Consider the following 13,510-nt stretch of genomic DNA (forward strand, 5'->3'; position numbering starts at 1 on the left):
TGTCAAGCGGACATGCTTTTCGTCCGCTTGACACCCCCTCAGGCATGTGGCTCGCTCTTGGCTCGGCTCGTGATGGGACCCCACCGCCAACGCAAGCAAACTACGAAACAGCCGGCCGCTCTAAGCAACAGGCGTGCCATCTACCCACGCATGGCGCTGGCCCCCTGATCAGATTGCCGGGGTCTGGGGCAGAGCCCCAGGGGAAGCACGCAAGGTGACCTGGCCGCCCGCAAGGTGACCACCGTCTTAGGTCGCCCCACGCAAAGGTCGCCCCACGCAAAGGTCGCCGCTCTCAAGGCGCCCCACCCCACCAGCCACCACCAGCAACAACACCCCCACCCTTTGACATACCCATACCCCCCTAGGGTATAAAGACACCAAGCCCACCGCTCCCCCGGACCCCCGGCCGCGCGACAGGCAAGGACAGGAGCGAGACATGCCCGGCTACGCCCAGGAAAAAGCCGCCCACCACCGCCGCCTACGCAGAATCGAAGGCCAGGTCCGCGGCCTGCAACGGATGATCGAGAACGACGAGTACTGCATCGACGTGCTCACCCAGATCTCCGCTGCCACCAGGGCGTTGCAGGCGGTCTCACTGGGGTTGCTCGAAGAGCACCTCAAGCACTGCGTGAGCCAGGCCATGTCCGAGGGCGGCACGACAGCATCCGACAAGATCGAGGAAGCGACCGACGCCATCGCCCGCCTGGTCCGCTCCTAACCCACAGGGAGAAGACCGTGAGAACCGGCTACAAGGTGGCCCTCTACACCACAACGCTGGCAGTGATCTTCGGCGGTACCTGGGCGGCGGGGGCGGCAGCCCCTCGACCACCCGCGCCCTCCGCGGCCCACGACGAGGCTCCAGCACATGGCGACACCCACAGCGGCAACGAGGCAAAGGTCCCACCCGGACTGTCCACCTCGGACAACGGTTACACCCTGCGCCTGATCGACAACAGCCGGCTGGCCTTCAGGATCGAGGACCGGGACGGCACCCCGGTGACCGGGTTCGACGTGGAGCACGAGAAGCGCCTGCACCTGGTCCTGGTCCGCAGGGACGGCAAGAACTTCCAGCACGTCCACCCGGAGATGGCTCCGGACGGCACCTGGTCGATCCCTGCGACCCTCCCCGAGGCCGGCAGCTACAAGATCTTCGCCGACTTCAAGCCGCACAACGGCCCCAAGACCGTCCTGAGCACCGACGTCCAGGAACCAGGCGACTACCGCCCGGCCACCCACCAGGACAGCCGCACGTTCACAGTCGACGGCTACGAGGTCACCCTCCAAGGCGACCTGACCACGACCAAGGCGTCAACGCTCACGGCGGAGGTCACCAAGAACGGCACCAAGGTGACCACCCTGCAGAACTACCTGGGCGCCAAGGGCCACCTGGTGGCACTACGCGCCTCGGACCTGGCCTACCTGCACGTCCACCCGGAACAGGGCGACCAGGTGAAGTTCGCGGTAGAGGTCCCCACGCCGGGCCGGTACCGCCTGTTCCTGGACTTCCGGCACGAGGACGAGGTCCGCACGGCCGAGTTCACCCTGACGACCCACGAGGAGGGCGGTCATGGCCACTGACACCATCGAGATCTCGATCGGCGGCATGACCTGCGCGTCCTGCGCGGCCAGGATCGAACGCAAGCTCAACAAGCTGGACGGCGTGGAAGCCTCGGTGAACTACGCCACCGAGAAGGCCAGGGTCAGCTACCCACCCACCCTGACCCCGGCGGACCTGGCCAGGGTGGTCGAGGAGACCGGCTACACGGCAGAACTCCCGACCGCCACCACAGAAGACTCGGAAGACTCAGGACCGGACCCCACGAGGTCCCTGCGAGAGCGGCTGATCACCTCCACCGTCCTGTCCGCACCGGTGGTCGCCCTGGCCATGATCCCGGCCTTCCAGTTCACCCACTGGCAGTGGCTGTCCCTGGTCCTGGCAGCACCGGTGGTCACCTACGCGGCATGGCCGTTCCACAAGGCGGCCTGGACGAACCTGAAGCACGGTGCGGCCACCATGGACACGCTGATCTCGATCGGCGTCGCCTCAGCGTTCCTCTGGTCGCTGTACGCCCTGTTCCTGGGCACGGCCGGCACCCCGGGCATGACCCACGGCTTCACGTTCACCATCGAAAGGACAGCGGGCACAGGCAACATCTACCTGGAGGTGGCCGCGGGCGTCACCACGTTCATCCTCGCGGGCAGGTACTTCGAAGCACGATCGAAGCGACGCGCGGGAGCAGCGCTGCAGGCGCTCCTGGAAATGGGTGCCAAAGAAGTAGCCGTCATCAGAAACAGCCGCGAGACGAGGATCCCCACCGGCGAACTGCAGGTCGGCGACCGTTTCGTGGTCAGGCCAGGCGAGAAGATCGCCACGGACGGCGTCGTCGAGGAGGGCAGCTCGGCGGTGGACGCGAGCATGCTCACCGGCGAGTCGGTCCCGGTGGAGGTGCGCCCGGGCGACAACGTCACAGGCGCCACGGTCAACGCGGGCGGACGGCTGGTCGTCAAAGCCACCAGGATCGGGTCGGACACCCAACTGGCGCAGATGGCGAAGCTCGTCGAACAGGCGCAGAACGGCAAGGCCGAGGTGCAACGCCTGGCCGACCGGATCTCCGCGGTGTTCGTCCCGATCGTGATCGCCCTGGCGGTGGGCACCCTGGGCTTCTGGCTGGGTACCGGCGGCGGCGCGGGCGCGGCGTTCACCGCCGCGGTGGCGGTGCTGATCATCGCCTGCCCGTGCGCCCTGGGCCTGGCCACGCCGACCGCGCTGCTGGTGGGCACCGGCCGAGGCGCCCAGCTGGGCATCCTGATCAAGGGCCCGGAGATGCTGGAGTCCACCCGCCGCGTGGACACCGTGGTGCTGGACAAGACCGGAACCGTCACAACGGGCCAAATGAGCCTGGTGAGCGTCCACACCGCCGAAGGCGAATCCGAAGAAGAAGCCCTCGAACTGGCCGCCGCCCTGGAGAACGCCTCGGAACACCCGATCGCCAGGGCGATCGTCAACGCCGCAGGTGACGTTCTGGAAGTCGAGGACTTCCAGAACGTAGAAGGCCTGGGCGTCCAGGGGGTGGTGAACGGCCACGCGGTGCTGGTGGGCCGAGAACGCCTGCTCGACGACTGGAGCGTCCGGCTCGACGAGGACCTCCGCGAAGCCAAGGAGGCGGCCGAACAGCAGGGCCGCACGGCGGTCCTGGTCGCCTGGGACGGCAAGGCCCGCGCAGTGCTCGTGGTCGCGGACACCGTCAAACCCACCTCGAAGCAGGCCATCGAGGGCCTGCGGGAACTCGGCCTGCGCCCGGTCCTGCTGACCGGCGACAACAGGGCCGCAGCCGAGGCGGTGGCGGCCGAGGTCGGCATCGACGAGGTCGTCGCCGAGGTGCTGCCGGCCGACAAGGTCGACGTCGTGAAGCGACTGCAGGACGAGGGACGGGTCGTGGCGATGGTCGGCGACGGCGTGAACGACGCCGCCGCGCTCGCCCAGGCCGACCTGGGCCTCGCCATGGGCACCGGCACGGACGTCGCGATCGAGGCCAGCGACCTCACGCTGGTCCGGGGTGACCTGCGGGCGGCCGTCGACGCCATCCGGTTGTCGCGGCGCACGCTCACGACGATCAAGGGCAACCTGTTCTGGGCGTTCGCGTACAACGTCGGGGCACTGCCCCTGGCGGCGCTCGGCCTGCTCAACCCGATGATCGCGGGCGCGGCGATGGCGTTCTCGTCGGTGTTCGTGGTGAGCAACAGTCTGCGGTTGCGCGCCTTCCGCTGACAGGACCCTCACGGGCGATCTCGTAGCCTCGGCACATCAGCTTCCGATGGACAGGAGTAGGTGTGCCGAGGTTCGCGCTGGTCGTGCCACCGGTGTTGGCGCTGCTGGTGGCGCTGGGAGCGTGCACCGCGACGCCGCCGCCCGCCTCCGCCCCGGTGCCCGCGCCCAGCAGCAGCGCACCGCCGACGGACGAGCAGCAGGTCCACGTGTCGATCGGCGACTCCTACGCGACGGGCTTCGCACCGGGCGGCAGGAACGAGAGCTTCGCCCAGATCGTCGCGAAGCAGGCGGACCTGAAGCTGATCAACCTGGCCTGTGACGGCGCCACGTCCGCCGACCTCGCCAGCAGGCCCGCCTGCGGGCCCGACGGCGGCGGCAAGACCCAGCTCGACGCCGCGGTGGAGGCGTTGCGCGGCAAGAAGGCCGGCCTGGTCACGGTGGTGATCGGCGGCAACGACCTGGCGCCGTGCGCGCTGTCGCAGGAGCCGCTGGAGTGCGCGACGAGGACCGTCGCGGACATCCAGACCAACGTCGCCGGCACGCTCACCGAACTGCGCGAGGCCGCACCGGACGTGAAGATCGTCGGGCTGACGTACCCGGACGTGTTCCTCGGCGCGTGGGTGAACCCGTCGTTCCCCAACGGCAAGAACCTCGCCCGGCTGTCCGTCACGATGTTCCAGGACTTCAACACCAAGATCGCGGCCCAGTACGGCAGGTTCGGCGCGAAGTTCGCCGACGTCACGAGCTCGACCGGCGGCTACGGCGCCCTGACCGAGCTGACCCAGGACCCGAAGTACGGCCAGATCCCGGCCTCCGTGGCCAAGGTGTGCACGCTCACCTACTTCTGCGACCGCACCGACGTGCACCCGACGCCCGCCGGTCATCAGGCCATCGCGGAGGCCGTCACCGCGGCCGGGCGTTGATCACGGCGTGCGGACGTTCCCCCTGGTGGTCAGCTCAGCGCTGGTGATGGCGCTCGCCGCGTGCGCACCGGAGCCACCGCTGAGCACCCCCGTACCGGCCGGGCAGCGGCTGTACGTGTCGCTCGGCGACTCCTACGCCACCGGGTACGGCCCGGAGGGCACCGGCGACAGCTTCGCCCAGATCGTCGCCGCCCGCTCCGGTCTCGGGCTCGTCAACGTCGCCTGCAACGGCGCCACCTCGGCCGACCTGCTCGCCGAAGAGGCCTGCGAACCGGAGGCCGGTGGCAGGACCCAGGTCGACGTGACGGTCGACGTGCTGCGCTCGGGCGAGGCCGACCTGGTCACGATGGTGATCGGCAGCAACGACCTGCTGGAACCGTGCGCGGTCGCCCAGGACCCGACGGAGTGCGCGACCGCGGCGATCAGCGACACCAGGACCAACATCGCCACCGCGCTCACGAGGTTCCGCGAGGCGGCGCCGGACGTGAAGATCGTCGGGCTGAGCTACCCGGACGTGTTCCTCGGCGCGTGGGTGAACCCGTCGTTCCCGAACGGCGAGGACCTCGCGCGCACGTCGGTGGCGCTGTACGAGGACTTCAACGGCGCGATAGCCGCGGAGTACGCGAAGTTCGGCGCGACGTTCGTCGACGTGACGGGGACGACCGGTGGCTACGGCGCGTTGACCGACCTGACCGAGGACCCGAGGTACGGCCAGATCCCGGCCTCGGTCGCCGAGGTCTGCACGCTCACCCACTACTGCGACGAGACCGACGTGCACCCGACGGCCGCCGGTCATCAGGCGATCGCGGAGGCCGTCATCGCGGCGAGCCGCTGAACTCCGCGCGCGCACCGTCGTCCCCTCCCCAGCAGGTGCCCGCGTTCGGCGGCGAGCATCTCGATCGCGCCTGATGTACCAGCTCAGCTCGTTGTGGTGCCGTGCCACGCCCATGCGCCGAACTCGTTCAGCCACTCGATCATTTCCTGCTCCTTCCGAGTGGCTTCCAGCGTTCGTCTTCCCACAGCCTGCGACCCTGAGACCGGCCCGCGAACCGGAGCTGGGTTTTCCCCGTATTACCCGAAAGACTCTGTTGATCAGCCGCTCCGCCTGACAGGCTCTGGAACCGTTGCCGCGACGAGGAAGAGTGTTCGATGACCGTGCTGCCGCACACCACTGACGCCCTGCACCGGCTCAGCGACGCCGTCGACGGCTTCCTGCGCAGTGAGAGGGAGTTCAACCTCACCGACCCGTCGGCGCACATGCTGGTCGGAGGCCGGCTGCGCACGCTCGGCGCGCAGATCGGCGCGAGCGTGCAGGCGGGCGTCCCCGACGAGGACATCGCCGCGATCGTCCAGCCCGCGCGGTCCGCGTGCTCGCGTTCGCCCTTCATGCGCGACGAGAACGAGTGGGCGCGCGGCTACCCCAGCGACTTCCGGCTGGTCGAGCACGTCATGGCGCAGGCGAACGAGGCCCCGCCGGGCACGCTGGGCTGGCACGTCGAGACGCACCTGCAGAGCTCGGCGATCACCCAGCAGCAGCGCAACCGGGTGATGCACCAGGCCCGGCTCATCAGCGACACGCTCACCGCGCAGCGCAACGGCCCCCGCTCGGTGCTGGTGATCGCCGCCGGCGCCGCCCCCGACCTTCGGCTCATCCCGCCGGGCATCGTGCGCCCTGGAGACAGGTTCGTGCTCACCGACGTCGACCCGGACGCGCTGGAGCTGGCCCAGAAGCGGCTCGGGCTGCTCAACGAGTTCACGACCGCCGTCCCCGGCAACGTGTTCCGCGCGATCCCGAAGCTCGCCGAGCTCGGCCCGTTCGACCTCGTGCTGGTCAACGGCCTCTACGACTACATGAACGACCGCGCGGCCGTGCGGCTGACCGAGGCCGTGCTGACCAGGCTCTGCCGTCCGGGCGGCACGTTCTACTTCTCCAGCATCAAGCCCGGCAACCCGTACAAGTGGACGCTCGAGCACCTGATGGACTGGTCCGTGATCGAACGCGACGACCGCGCCATCCGCGCGCTGTTGCCGGGCTGCGACGCGTCACTGAACCTCGACCCGACCGGGCTGGCGGTGCTCACGCACGTCCGGACCAGGAGGGGCTGACAGCCCGCGGGTGAGCAGCCAGACGGCCAGCACCATCTCGTTCAGCGCCAACGGCACGAAGAGCGCGCCGGCCTGCGTCTGTGAGAGGACGCCGAACAACACGAGCACGGCGCCGGCGAAGTAGGGCGCCACGGCGGCGAGCACCCACACCGAGATCCAACGCGGCACCAGCCTGGACCTGAACAGCAGGACGTTGAGCAAAACCACGCCGGCGCAGAAGTAGATCGCGCCGGCGTGGCCCCAGACTTCGTCGACCTGAACGCGCGCCGGCGGTGCCACGGCGGACATCAGGAAGACGACCTCGAGCGTCCTGGCGACGACCTACCCCATCGCCATGCCCTCGCCGTGTCGTGTGAGGACGGGGAACAACGTCGGCGCGATGAAGAGGGATCCAGCAACACGTGCTGTCATGGCGCCGATGCTCGTTCCCGGCGGTGTGCGGTCAGTGTGCGTGGCGTCGACGCTGGTCAAGGGGATGGTCACGGACGCGCCGGGGATGAGCGACCGGGAGGCGTTGCTCCACATGCGGTCGGTGCTCAGCGCAGGCCGTGGGCGATCCGGGTCACGAAGGCAGCCAGCCGGTCCGGCGTGAACTTCTCCGGGTCGGTGAGGACGAGGCGGCCGGACATCTCCGCCAGCGCGAGCATCGCGTGACCGAGCAGGGCCGAGTCGAGGTCGTCGAGGCGGTCCAGCTCCTTCAGGCCCAGGGCGGCCAGGTCCTCGATCTGGGCGAGGACACCCGCGCGGACGAGTTCGACCTGCGCGCGGAACTCGTGAGGGGTCCCCTCGGGCGGCAGCAGCACGAGGCGCCAACGGTCGGGGGCCTCGACGACGGCGGTCACGAACACTCGGACGGCGTCGGCGAAGGCGTCGTCCGGGGACCGGGTGGCGAAGTCGGTCGGCAGGGCGGCGAGGACCTGCTCGGTGGCGCGGCCCGCCTCGCGTTCGAGCAGGGCGCTGATGAGCTCGGCCCGGTTGGCGAACAGGTCGTAGAGCACGGGCTTGGTGACCTGGGCTTCCTTCGCCACGGACTCCATCGTGACGGTGTCGAAGCCGGCCGGGATGAGGCTCAGGGCGGCGTCCAGCAACTGCTCGCGGCGCTGCTCGGGCGGCAGGCGGCGGGCGTACTTCCGACGCGTTGTGTTCACGGGACCATATTGCTACGGTGGCGTAGCTTTCACAAAGCTACGCAGGCGTAGTAATTGGCGGCAGAGTCGGTGGAGGTACTGCGATGGAGCCGGACAACCTCGTTCTGCAGCCGCGTGACGTGCAGTTCGACTGGTCGACCCTGCCGATGCACTGGGTCCCGGACGAGCCCGTGGCCACGCACGTCATGAACGTCCTGCACCTGCTGCTGCCCGAGGGCGAGCGGTGGTTCGTGCGCACGTTCCAGCAGGTGGTGCCGCTGATCACCGACGACACGCTGCGCGAGGACGTGCTCGGGTTCATCGGGCAGGAGGCGATGCACGCCGAGGCGCACAGCGAGGTCCTCGACCACCTGCTCGCCAACGGTCTCGACCCGCGGCCGTTCACGCGCCAGATGGAGCACGTGTTCCAGCGGATCCTCGGCCCCGGGCCCGGCCTGACCGAGGCGCAGGCCCGCGAGCAGCTGATCGAACGGGTCGCGATCGTCGCCGCGGTCGAGCACTTCACCGCCTACCTCGGCGACTGGATGCTGAACGCCGACGCGCTCGACCGGGCGGGCATCCACCCGGTGATGCTGGACCTGCTGCGCTGGCACGCGGCCGAGGAGGTCGAGCACCGCAGCGTCGCGTACGACCTGATGTGCCACCTGGACCGCCGGTACGTGCGGCGAGCGCGGACGATGCTGCTGGTCGCGCCCGTGCTGTTCGGCCTGTGGGTGCGCGGCGCGCGGTTCATGGTGCGCGCGGACCGGACCACGAGGGTCCGGCTCACCTGGCGCGAGGCGATGCGGGCCGGGCGGCGCGGGCTGCTGCCGAAGCTGTCGGAGATCTTCCGGGCGTTCCTGCGGTACTTCCACCCCGCCTACCACCCGAGGCAGGAGGGGTCGACGGCGCAGGCGATCGCGTACCTCGCCTCCTCCCCCGCCGCGCGCGAGGCGCACTGATGCGCCGCGACTCGACCGGGAGGGTGCTCCGATGCTGCGAGGCCTGACCCGGTTCGGCACCCTCTACGACGCCGCCGTCACCCGGTTCGGCGGGCGCGCGCGACCCGGCGTCGCGCGGGATGCGTTGTGGCTCACCGTCGTCGAACGCACCCAGGTCGCGGACGGCGTGGTGAGCCTCCGCTTCGGCGGCGCCGCGCTGCCCGCCTGGCAACCCGGCTGCCACGTCGACCTGCACCTGCCCTCCGGACTGCGCCGGCAGTACTCGCTGTGCGGCGACCCGGCCGAGGACACCTACCGGATCGCGGTCCGCGAGGTCGGCGCCGGCTCACGCGAGGTGCAGGCGCTGCGGATCGGCGACCGGATCCAGGTGCGGGGGCCGCGCAACGCGTTCCCGTTCGCCGGGCTCGGGCCGGTCGTGTTCGTCGCGGGCGGCATCGGGATCACCGCGATCCTGCCGATGGTGCACGCGGCCGCGAAGGCGGGCCTCGACTGGCGGCTCGTGTACTGCGGCCGGTCGGAGGCGTCGATGCCGTTCCTGGACGAGCTGCCGTCCGGCCGCGTCGACGTGCGGATCGGGCGTGGACCGCAGCTGCTCGGGGATGCTTCGCCTCGTGGCGCCGTCTACTGCTGCGGGCCGGCGTCGATGCTGGAGCAGGTGCGGGCCGAGTTCTCGTCGCGCTGGCTGCACTTCGAGCGCTTCAGCCCGCCGCCGATCGTCGACGGGCGGCCGTTCACGGTCGAGCTGCGGCGCAGCGGGGTAGCCCTCGACGTGCCGGCCGACCGGTCGGCACTCGACGTGATCAGGGATTTCCGGCCCTCCGTCGCCTACTCGTGCCGTCAGGGGTTCTGCGGCACGTGCGACGTCGGCGGTGTGCGGATCTGCGTGGACCGGCCCAGTGGTGACAGGCTCGTTCTGGAGGAACTGTGAAGGTGCGTTCCGGGGAAGTCGAACTCGCCGTGCAGGTGCGCGGCACGGCCGGCCCGACGGTGGTCCTGGTGCACGGGTACCCGGACACGCACGAGGTCTGGGACCGAGTGGCCGCCCTGCTGGAGAAGGACTTCCGCGTCGTCACCTACGACGTGCGCGGGGCCGGGGAGTCGACCGCGCCGTCCACTGAGGACGGCTACCGGCTCGAACGGCTGGCGGCGGACCTGTTCGCGGTGATCGACGCGGTCAGCCCGGACGAGCCCGTGCACCTGGTCGGGCACGACTGGGGGTCGATCCAGTCCTGGGAGGCCGTGACCACGCCCGGTGCGCGGATCGCCACGTTCACGTCGCTCTCGGGGCCGTGCCTCGACCACATGGGGCACTGGTCGCGCAAACGTCTGTCGGTCGCTCATCTCCGGCAGTTCTTCCGGTCCTGGTACATCGCCGCGTTCCACGTGCCGGTGGTGGCGCCGTTGTTCTGGCGGTTCTACCTCGGGCCGCGCTGGGGTGGCGTGCTGCAGCGGGTGGAGGGGGTGAAGGTCGAGCCCGCGCGGACGATCACGTCGGACGCGGTGCGCGGGATCTCGTTGTACCGGGCCAACATCCGGCAGGTCATGCGGTCGCCGCGGCAGCGTCTCGCGCCGATGCCGGTGCAGGTGGTCCAGCCGATCCACGACCGGTACATCCGCACCGAACCGCTCGACCTCGAACGCTGGGTGCCGTCGCTCACCCGCCGCAGGATCGCGGCAGGGCACTGGGCTCCGCTGAGCCACCCGGAGCCGGTGGCGCGGATGATCAGCGAGTTCGTCGGGGACTCCACGCCGAAACGCGAGCTCGTCGTGATCACGGGTGGCGGCAGCGGCATCGGCCGGGCGACGGCGGTGGCGTTCGCCGGTACCGGCGCGAAGGTCGTGGTGTCCGATGTGGACTTCGCCGCGGCGAAGGAGACCGCCGGGCTGGTCGACGGGCACGCCTACGAGGTCGACGTGCGGTCCGAGGAGGCGGTGCGGGCGTGGGCGCTGCAGGTCGCGGACGAGCACGGGGTGCCGGACGTGGTCGTGAACAACGCCGGCATCGGCCACTCCGGGTCGTTCCTGTCGACCTCGACCGAGCAGTGGCAACGGGTGCTGGACGTCAACCTGTGGGGCGTCGTGCACGGCTGCCGGGCGTTCGGTGAGCTGATGGTCGAACGCGGGGAGGGCGGTCACGTCGTGAACCTGTCCTCGGCGGCGGCCTACCTGCCGTCGAAGATCCTCTCCGCGTACGCCACCAGCAAGGCGGCGGTGTTCATGCTGTCGGACTGCCTGCGGGCCGAGCTCGCACCGCACGCGATCGGCGTCAGCGCGATCTGTCCGGGGGTGGTGAACACGAACATCACCGCGACCACGACGTTCTCCGGCGTCAGCTCCGAGGAGGAACGCCGCAAGCAGGACCGTGCGTCCCGGCTCTACGCCCGGCGCGGCTTCGGTCCCGAGGGGGTGGCCACCCAGATCGTGCGGGCGGTGCGCCGCAACAAGCCCGTCGTGCCGGTGACGGCCGAGGCCAAGGCCGCACGGCTCGCCAGCCGGGTCGCGCCGGGCCTGCTGCGCGCGTTCGCCAAGCTGGACGTCGGGTAGAACAGGTCGAGGGCGGCCGGTGGGGCCGCCCTCGTTCTCACACTGCTAGACCTCGGCCAGGTCGCCACCGAAGGCGGCGGCCAACCGGAGCCACGGCGCGGCCTCCTCGGGCCTGCCCTGCCGCTCCAGCGTGCGGCCCAGCAGCAGGTGGGCGTAGTGCTCGACCGGGTCGCGGTCCACGATCACCCGGAGCCGCGCCTCGGCCTTGCCCAGCTGCGCCGAGTGGTAGTAGGCGCGCGCCAGCAGCAGGTGGAGGTCCGTCTGGAACGGCACCTCGCCCGCGACGGCGGCCAGCAGCTCGGCGGCCTTGATGTAGTCGCGGGACTCGAACAGCAGCTGCGCCCGTTCCCACTTCTCGGCGGGGGTCTCGACGTGACCGGCGTCGAACAGGTGCCGCACCGTCACCCAGCGATCTGCCGCCACCTCACCATTCGGCTGGTAGGCGTTGAACATCGTGCTGTCGTGCACGGAGAACTCGTTCATCGGAGAACCTCCCTTCCGGACCCGTACAACGCCGCGCGGACGCAGGTATTCCCGGTCAGAACCGGGGGGCCCAACGCGTTACCGCGCAAGGAGAAGCGCGTCGAACGAGTGGTACCGCCAGATCATCCGCGACCGCTCCTCGGGGTAGGCCACCACGTCGTCTCGGACGTCGAACACCCGCGTCAGCCGCGCGGCGGAGTAGGCGGGCCATCCCGGATCGCCGTCGGCGGCGAAGCCCGTCCACGCCGCCCGCATCCGTGCGGACACCTCCCGCACGACCGGTGTGATCTCCCCGAGCACCGCGGCCGACTGCCCCCGGTCCAGGGTGCCGAACACCAGCGGCACGTCCATCCCGTGGCACGCGCGGAACGCCTCGGTCGGCTCGAAAGCCACGACGTAGACGTGCGCCCTGCCCCCCGCGGCCACCTGTGCCTCCGCCAGCTTCAGCGACGGCATCCGGAACAGCCAGTCCGAGCAGACCGTCTCGAACAGCTCCTCCGGCTCCAGGTCCGGATACGCGAGGCCGGGAGCGAACACCTCCAACGCCGCCGACGCCTGTTCTGCCGTCACGGAGCCCACCAGGCCCTCCAGCACGGACAGGAGCCGCTGCTCGTGCACCGTGTGCCCCACGAGCAGCTCGACATCACGCCCGGCGCCCGCCTTCAGCGCCTCCCAGGGCGTCGCCGGCAGCACGTCCCCGTCGACCACCGGCGCGAACGGGATCATCTTCTCGGCGACCGGCCCCCACCGCGTGAACTGCCGCATCTTGGCCATCACCTCGTCACCCGCCGCCGGCAGCAGGTCGGGCTCCACAGTGGACAGATTGGCGACGGTCGGGCGCAGCCCCAGTTCGGCGGCGCACACTGCGGCGATGTCGGCGGCCAGCGCGGGACTGAAGAACGTTCCCGGCAAGCTGCTCGCGATCGCGCGGTGGAACAACCCGGCGGCACGCGGCATGGCGAGCAACGCAGCCACCGAGCCACCACCCGCGGACTGGCCGAAGACCGTCACACGGGCCGGATCACCGCCGAACGCGCGGATGTTGTCGCGCACCCACTCCAGCGCGGCGACCTGGTCCAGCAGCCCGCGGTTCGCCGGAGCGCCCTCGATCAGCGCGAACCCCTCGACGCCGACGCGGTAGTTGAACGTCACCAGGACGACCCCGCCCGACGCGAGCAGCGCGCCGTCGTAGTCGGGCAGCCCGGACATGCCGACCGTGTAGGCGCCGCCCTGGATCCACACCATCACCGGCAGGTCACCGGCCCCCTGAGGCGACCAGACGTTCACCGTCAGCCACTCGTCACCGGCCGTGCCGATGCCGTCCATGCCGAACACCGCGGCCTGCGGTGGCGGTGGCCCGAACTCCAGCGCGTCCCGCACGCCGTCCCACGCCACCACCGGCTGGGGCGCGGCGAACCGCGCGGCCCCCACCGGCGGTGCCGCGAACGGGATGCCGCGGAACACCGCCATCCCCTGCTCGGCGCTGCCGCGAACCGTTCCGCCGGTGACCTGTACCTCGACCATGCCGGAATCGTCGGCGCACTCCCCGCGAGAACGCCAGGGATTTACCGCTCACCGGTCCGGGGCCGGGTCTCG

13 protein-coding genes are annotated in these 13,510 nt (G+C 70.4%); 9 read left to right on the forward strand and 4 right to left on the reverse strand.

The features are described 5' to 3' along the window. The first annotated feature begins 436 nt into the window (after positions 1-436). From ACWF7A_RS24210 to ACWF7A_RS24235, 6 genes are all read left to right on the forward strand, one after another. The gene (locus ACWF7A_RS24210; protein WP_452252749.1) at positions 437-718 is read left to right on the forward strand and encodes a metal-sensitive transcriptional regulator; all 282 of its coding nucleotides are present in this window, start codon (positions 437-439) and stop codon (positions 716-718) included. A 17-nt stretch (positions 719-735) separates the two neighbouring features. Then, positions 736-1,578, forward strand: coding sequence for a hypothetical protein (locus ACWF7A_RS24215; protein ID WP_452252750.1), 843 nt, complete (start codon positions 736-738; stop codon positions 1,576-1,578). Beyond that, positions 1,568-3,769: a heavy metal translocating P-type ATPase gene (locus ACWF7A_RS24220; RefSeq protein ID WP_452252751.1), complete on the forward strand. Its 2,202-nt coding sequence runs from the start codon at positions 1,568-1,570 to the stop codon at positions 3,767-3,769. Before ACWF7A_RS24215 ends, ACWF7A_RS24220 begins: the two co-directional genes overlap by 11 nt. Before the next feature lie 62 nt (positions 3,770-3,831). After that, positions 3,832-4,692: an SGNH/GDSL hydrolase family protein gene (locus tag ACWF7A_RS24225; protein WP_452252752.1), complete on the forward strand. Its 861-nt coding sequence runs from the start codon at positions 3,832-3,834 to the stop codon at positions 4,690-4,692. Between the two features lie 7 nt (positions 4,693-4,699). After that, complete coding sequence (locus tag ACWF7A_RS24230) at positions 4,700-5,527, forward strand: SGNH/GDSL hydrolase family protein (protein WP_452252753.1); 828 nt, start codon at positions 4,700-4,702, stop codon at positions 5,525-5,527. A gap of 314 nt (positions 5,528-5,841) precedes the next feature. Beyond that, on the forward strand, positions 5,842-6,798 hold the full coding sequence (locus tag ACWF7A_RS24235; RefSeq protein WP_452252754.1) for a class I SAM-dependent methyltransferase: 957 nt from the start codon (positions 5,842-5,844) through the stop codon (positions 6,796-6,798). On the opposite strand, the gene ACWF7A_RS24240 is transcribed toward ACWF7A_RS24235, so the two are convergent. Beyond that, the gene (locus ACWF7A_RS24240; protein ID WP_452252755.1) at positions 6,736-7,086 is read right to left on the reverse strand and encodes a DUF4386 domain-containing protein; all 351 of its coding nucleotides are present in this window, start codon (positions 7,084-7,086) and stop codon (positions 6,736-6,738) included. The genes ACWF7A_RS24235 and ACWF7A_RS24240 overlap by 63 nt on opposite strands. Before the next feature lie 248 nt (positions 7,087-7,334). Continuing rightward, positions 7,335-7,946 carry a TetR/AcrR family transcriptional regulator gene (locus ACWF7A_RS24245; protein ID WP_452252756.1) on the reverse strand — a complete coding sequence of 204 codons (612 nt, stop codon included), beginning with the start codon at positions 7,944-7,946 and terminating at the stop codon, positions 7,335-7,337. Positions 7,947-8,029: 83 nt separating this feature from the next. On the opposite strand from ACWF7A_RS24245, the gene ACWF7A_RS24250 reads away from it, so the two are divergent. The 3 genes from ACWF7A_RS24250 to ACWF7A_RS24260 are packed head-to-tail and all read left to right on the forward strand — an operon-like array spanning position 8,030 to position 11,431. Continuing rightward, positions 8,030-8,887: a metal-dependent hydrolase gene (locus ACWF7A_RS24250; RefSeq protein WP_452252757.1), complete on the forward strand. Its 858-nt coding sequence runs from the start codon at positions 8,030-8,032 to the stop codon at positions 8,885-8,887. Between the two features lie 31 nt (positions 8,888-8,918). Next, on the forward strand, positions 8,919-9,815 hold the full coding sequence (locus ACWF7A_RS24255; RefSeq protein ID WP_452252758.1) for a PDR/VanB family oxidoreductase: 897 nt from the start codon (positions 8,919-8,921) through the stop codon (positions 9,813-9,815). A 2-nt stretch (positions 9,816-9,817) separates the two neighbouring features. Then, complete coding sequence (locus tag ACWF7A_RS24260; protein WP_452252759.1) at positions 9,818-11,431, forward strand: SDR family oxidoreductase; 1,614 nt, start codon at positions 9,818-9,820, stop codon at positions 11,429-11,431. Between the two features lie 45 nt (positions 11,432-11,476). Here ACWF7A_RS24260 and ACWF7A_RS24265 read toward each other — a convergent pair whose 3' ends face one another. After that, complete coding sequence (locus tag ACWF7A_RS24265; protein WP_452252760.1) at positions 11,477-11,914, reverse strand: tetratricopeptide repeat protein; 438 nt, start codon at positions 11,912-11,914, stop codon at positions 11,477-11,479. A 78-nt stretch (positions 11,915-11,992) separates the two neighbouring features. After that, positions 11,993-13,438, reverse strand: coding sequence for a carboxylesterase/lipase family protein (locus ACWF7A_RS24270; RefSeq protein ID WP_452252761.1), 1,446 nt, complete (start codon positions 13,436-13,438; stop codon positions 11,993-11,995). Positions 13,439-13,510 lie beyond the last annotated feature (72 nt).

This window comes from Lentzea sp. NPDC055074, assembly GCF_053608005.1.

Bases quoted from the DNA above. Each gene is read 5' to 3' on its own strand.
- ACWF7A_RS24210 (WP_452252749.1), top strand. From the start codon at position 437: ATGCCCGGCTACGCCCAGGAAAAAGCCGCCCACCACCGCCGCCTACGC.
- ACWF7A_RS24220 (WP_452252751.1), top strand. From the start codon at position 1,568: ATGGCCACTGACACCATCGAGATCTCGATCGGCGGCATGACCTGCGCG.
- ACWF7A_RS24235 (WP_452252754.1), top strand. From the start codon at position 5,842: ATGACCGTGCTGCCGCACACCACTGACGCCCTGCACCGGCTCAGCGAC.
- ACWF7A_RS24240 (WP_452252755.1), bottom strand. From the start codon at position 7,086: ATGTCCGCCGTGGCACCGCCGGCGCGCGTTCAGGTCGACGAAGTCTGG.
- ACWF7A_RS24250 (WP_452252757.1), top strand. From the start codon at position 8,030: ATGGAGCCGGACAACCTCGTTCTGCAGCCGCGTGACGTGCAGTTCGAC.
- ACWF7A_RS24255 (WP_452252758.1), top strand. From the start codon at position 8,919: ATGCTGCGAGGCCTGACCCGGTTCGGCACCCTCTACGACGCCGCCGTC.
- ACWF7A_RS24265 (WP_452252760.1), bottom strand. From the start codon at position 11,914: ATGAACGAGTTCTCCGTGCACGACAGCACGATGTTCAACGCCTACCAG.
- ACWF7A_RS24270 (WP_452252761.1), bottom strand. From the start codon at position 13,438: ATGGTCGAGGTACAGGTCACCGGCGGAACGGTTCGCGGCAGCGCCGAG.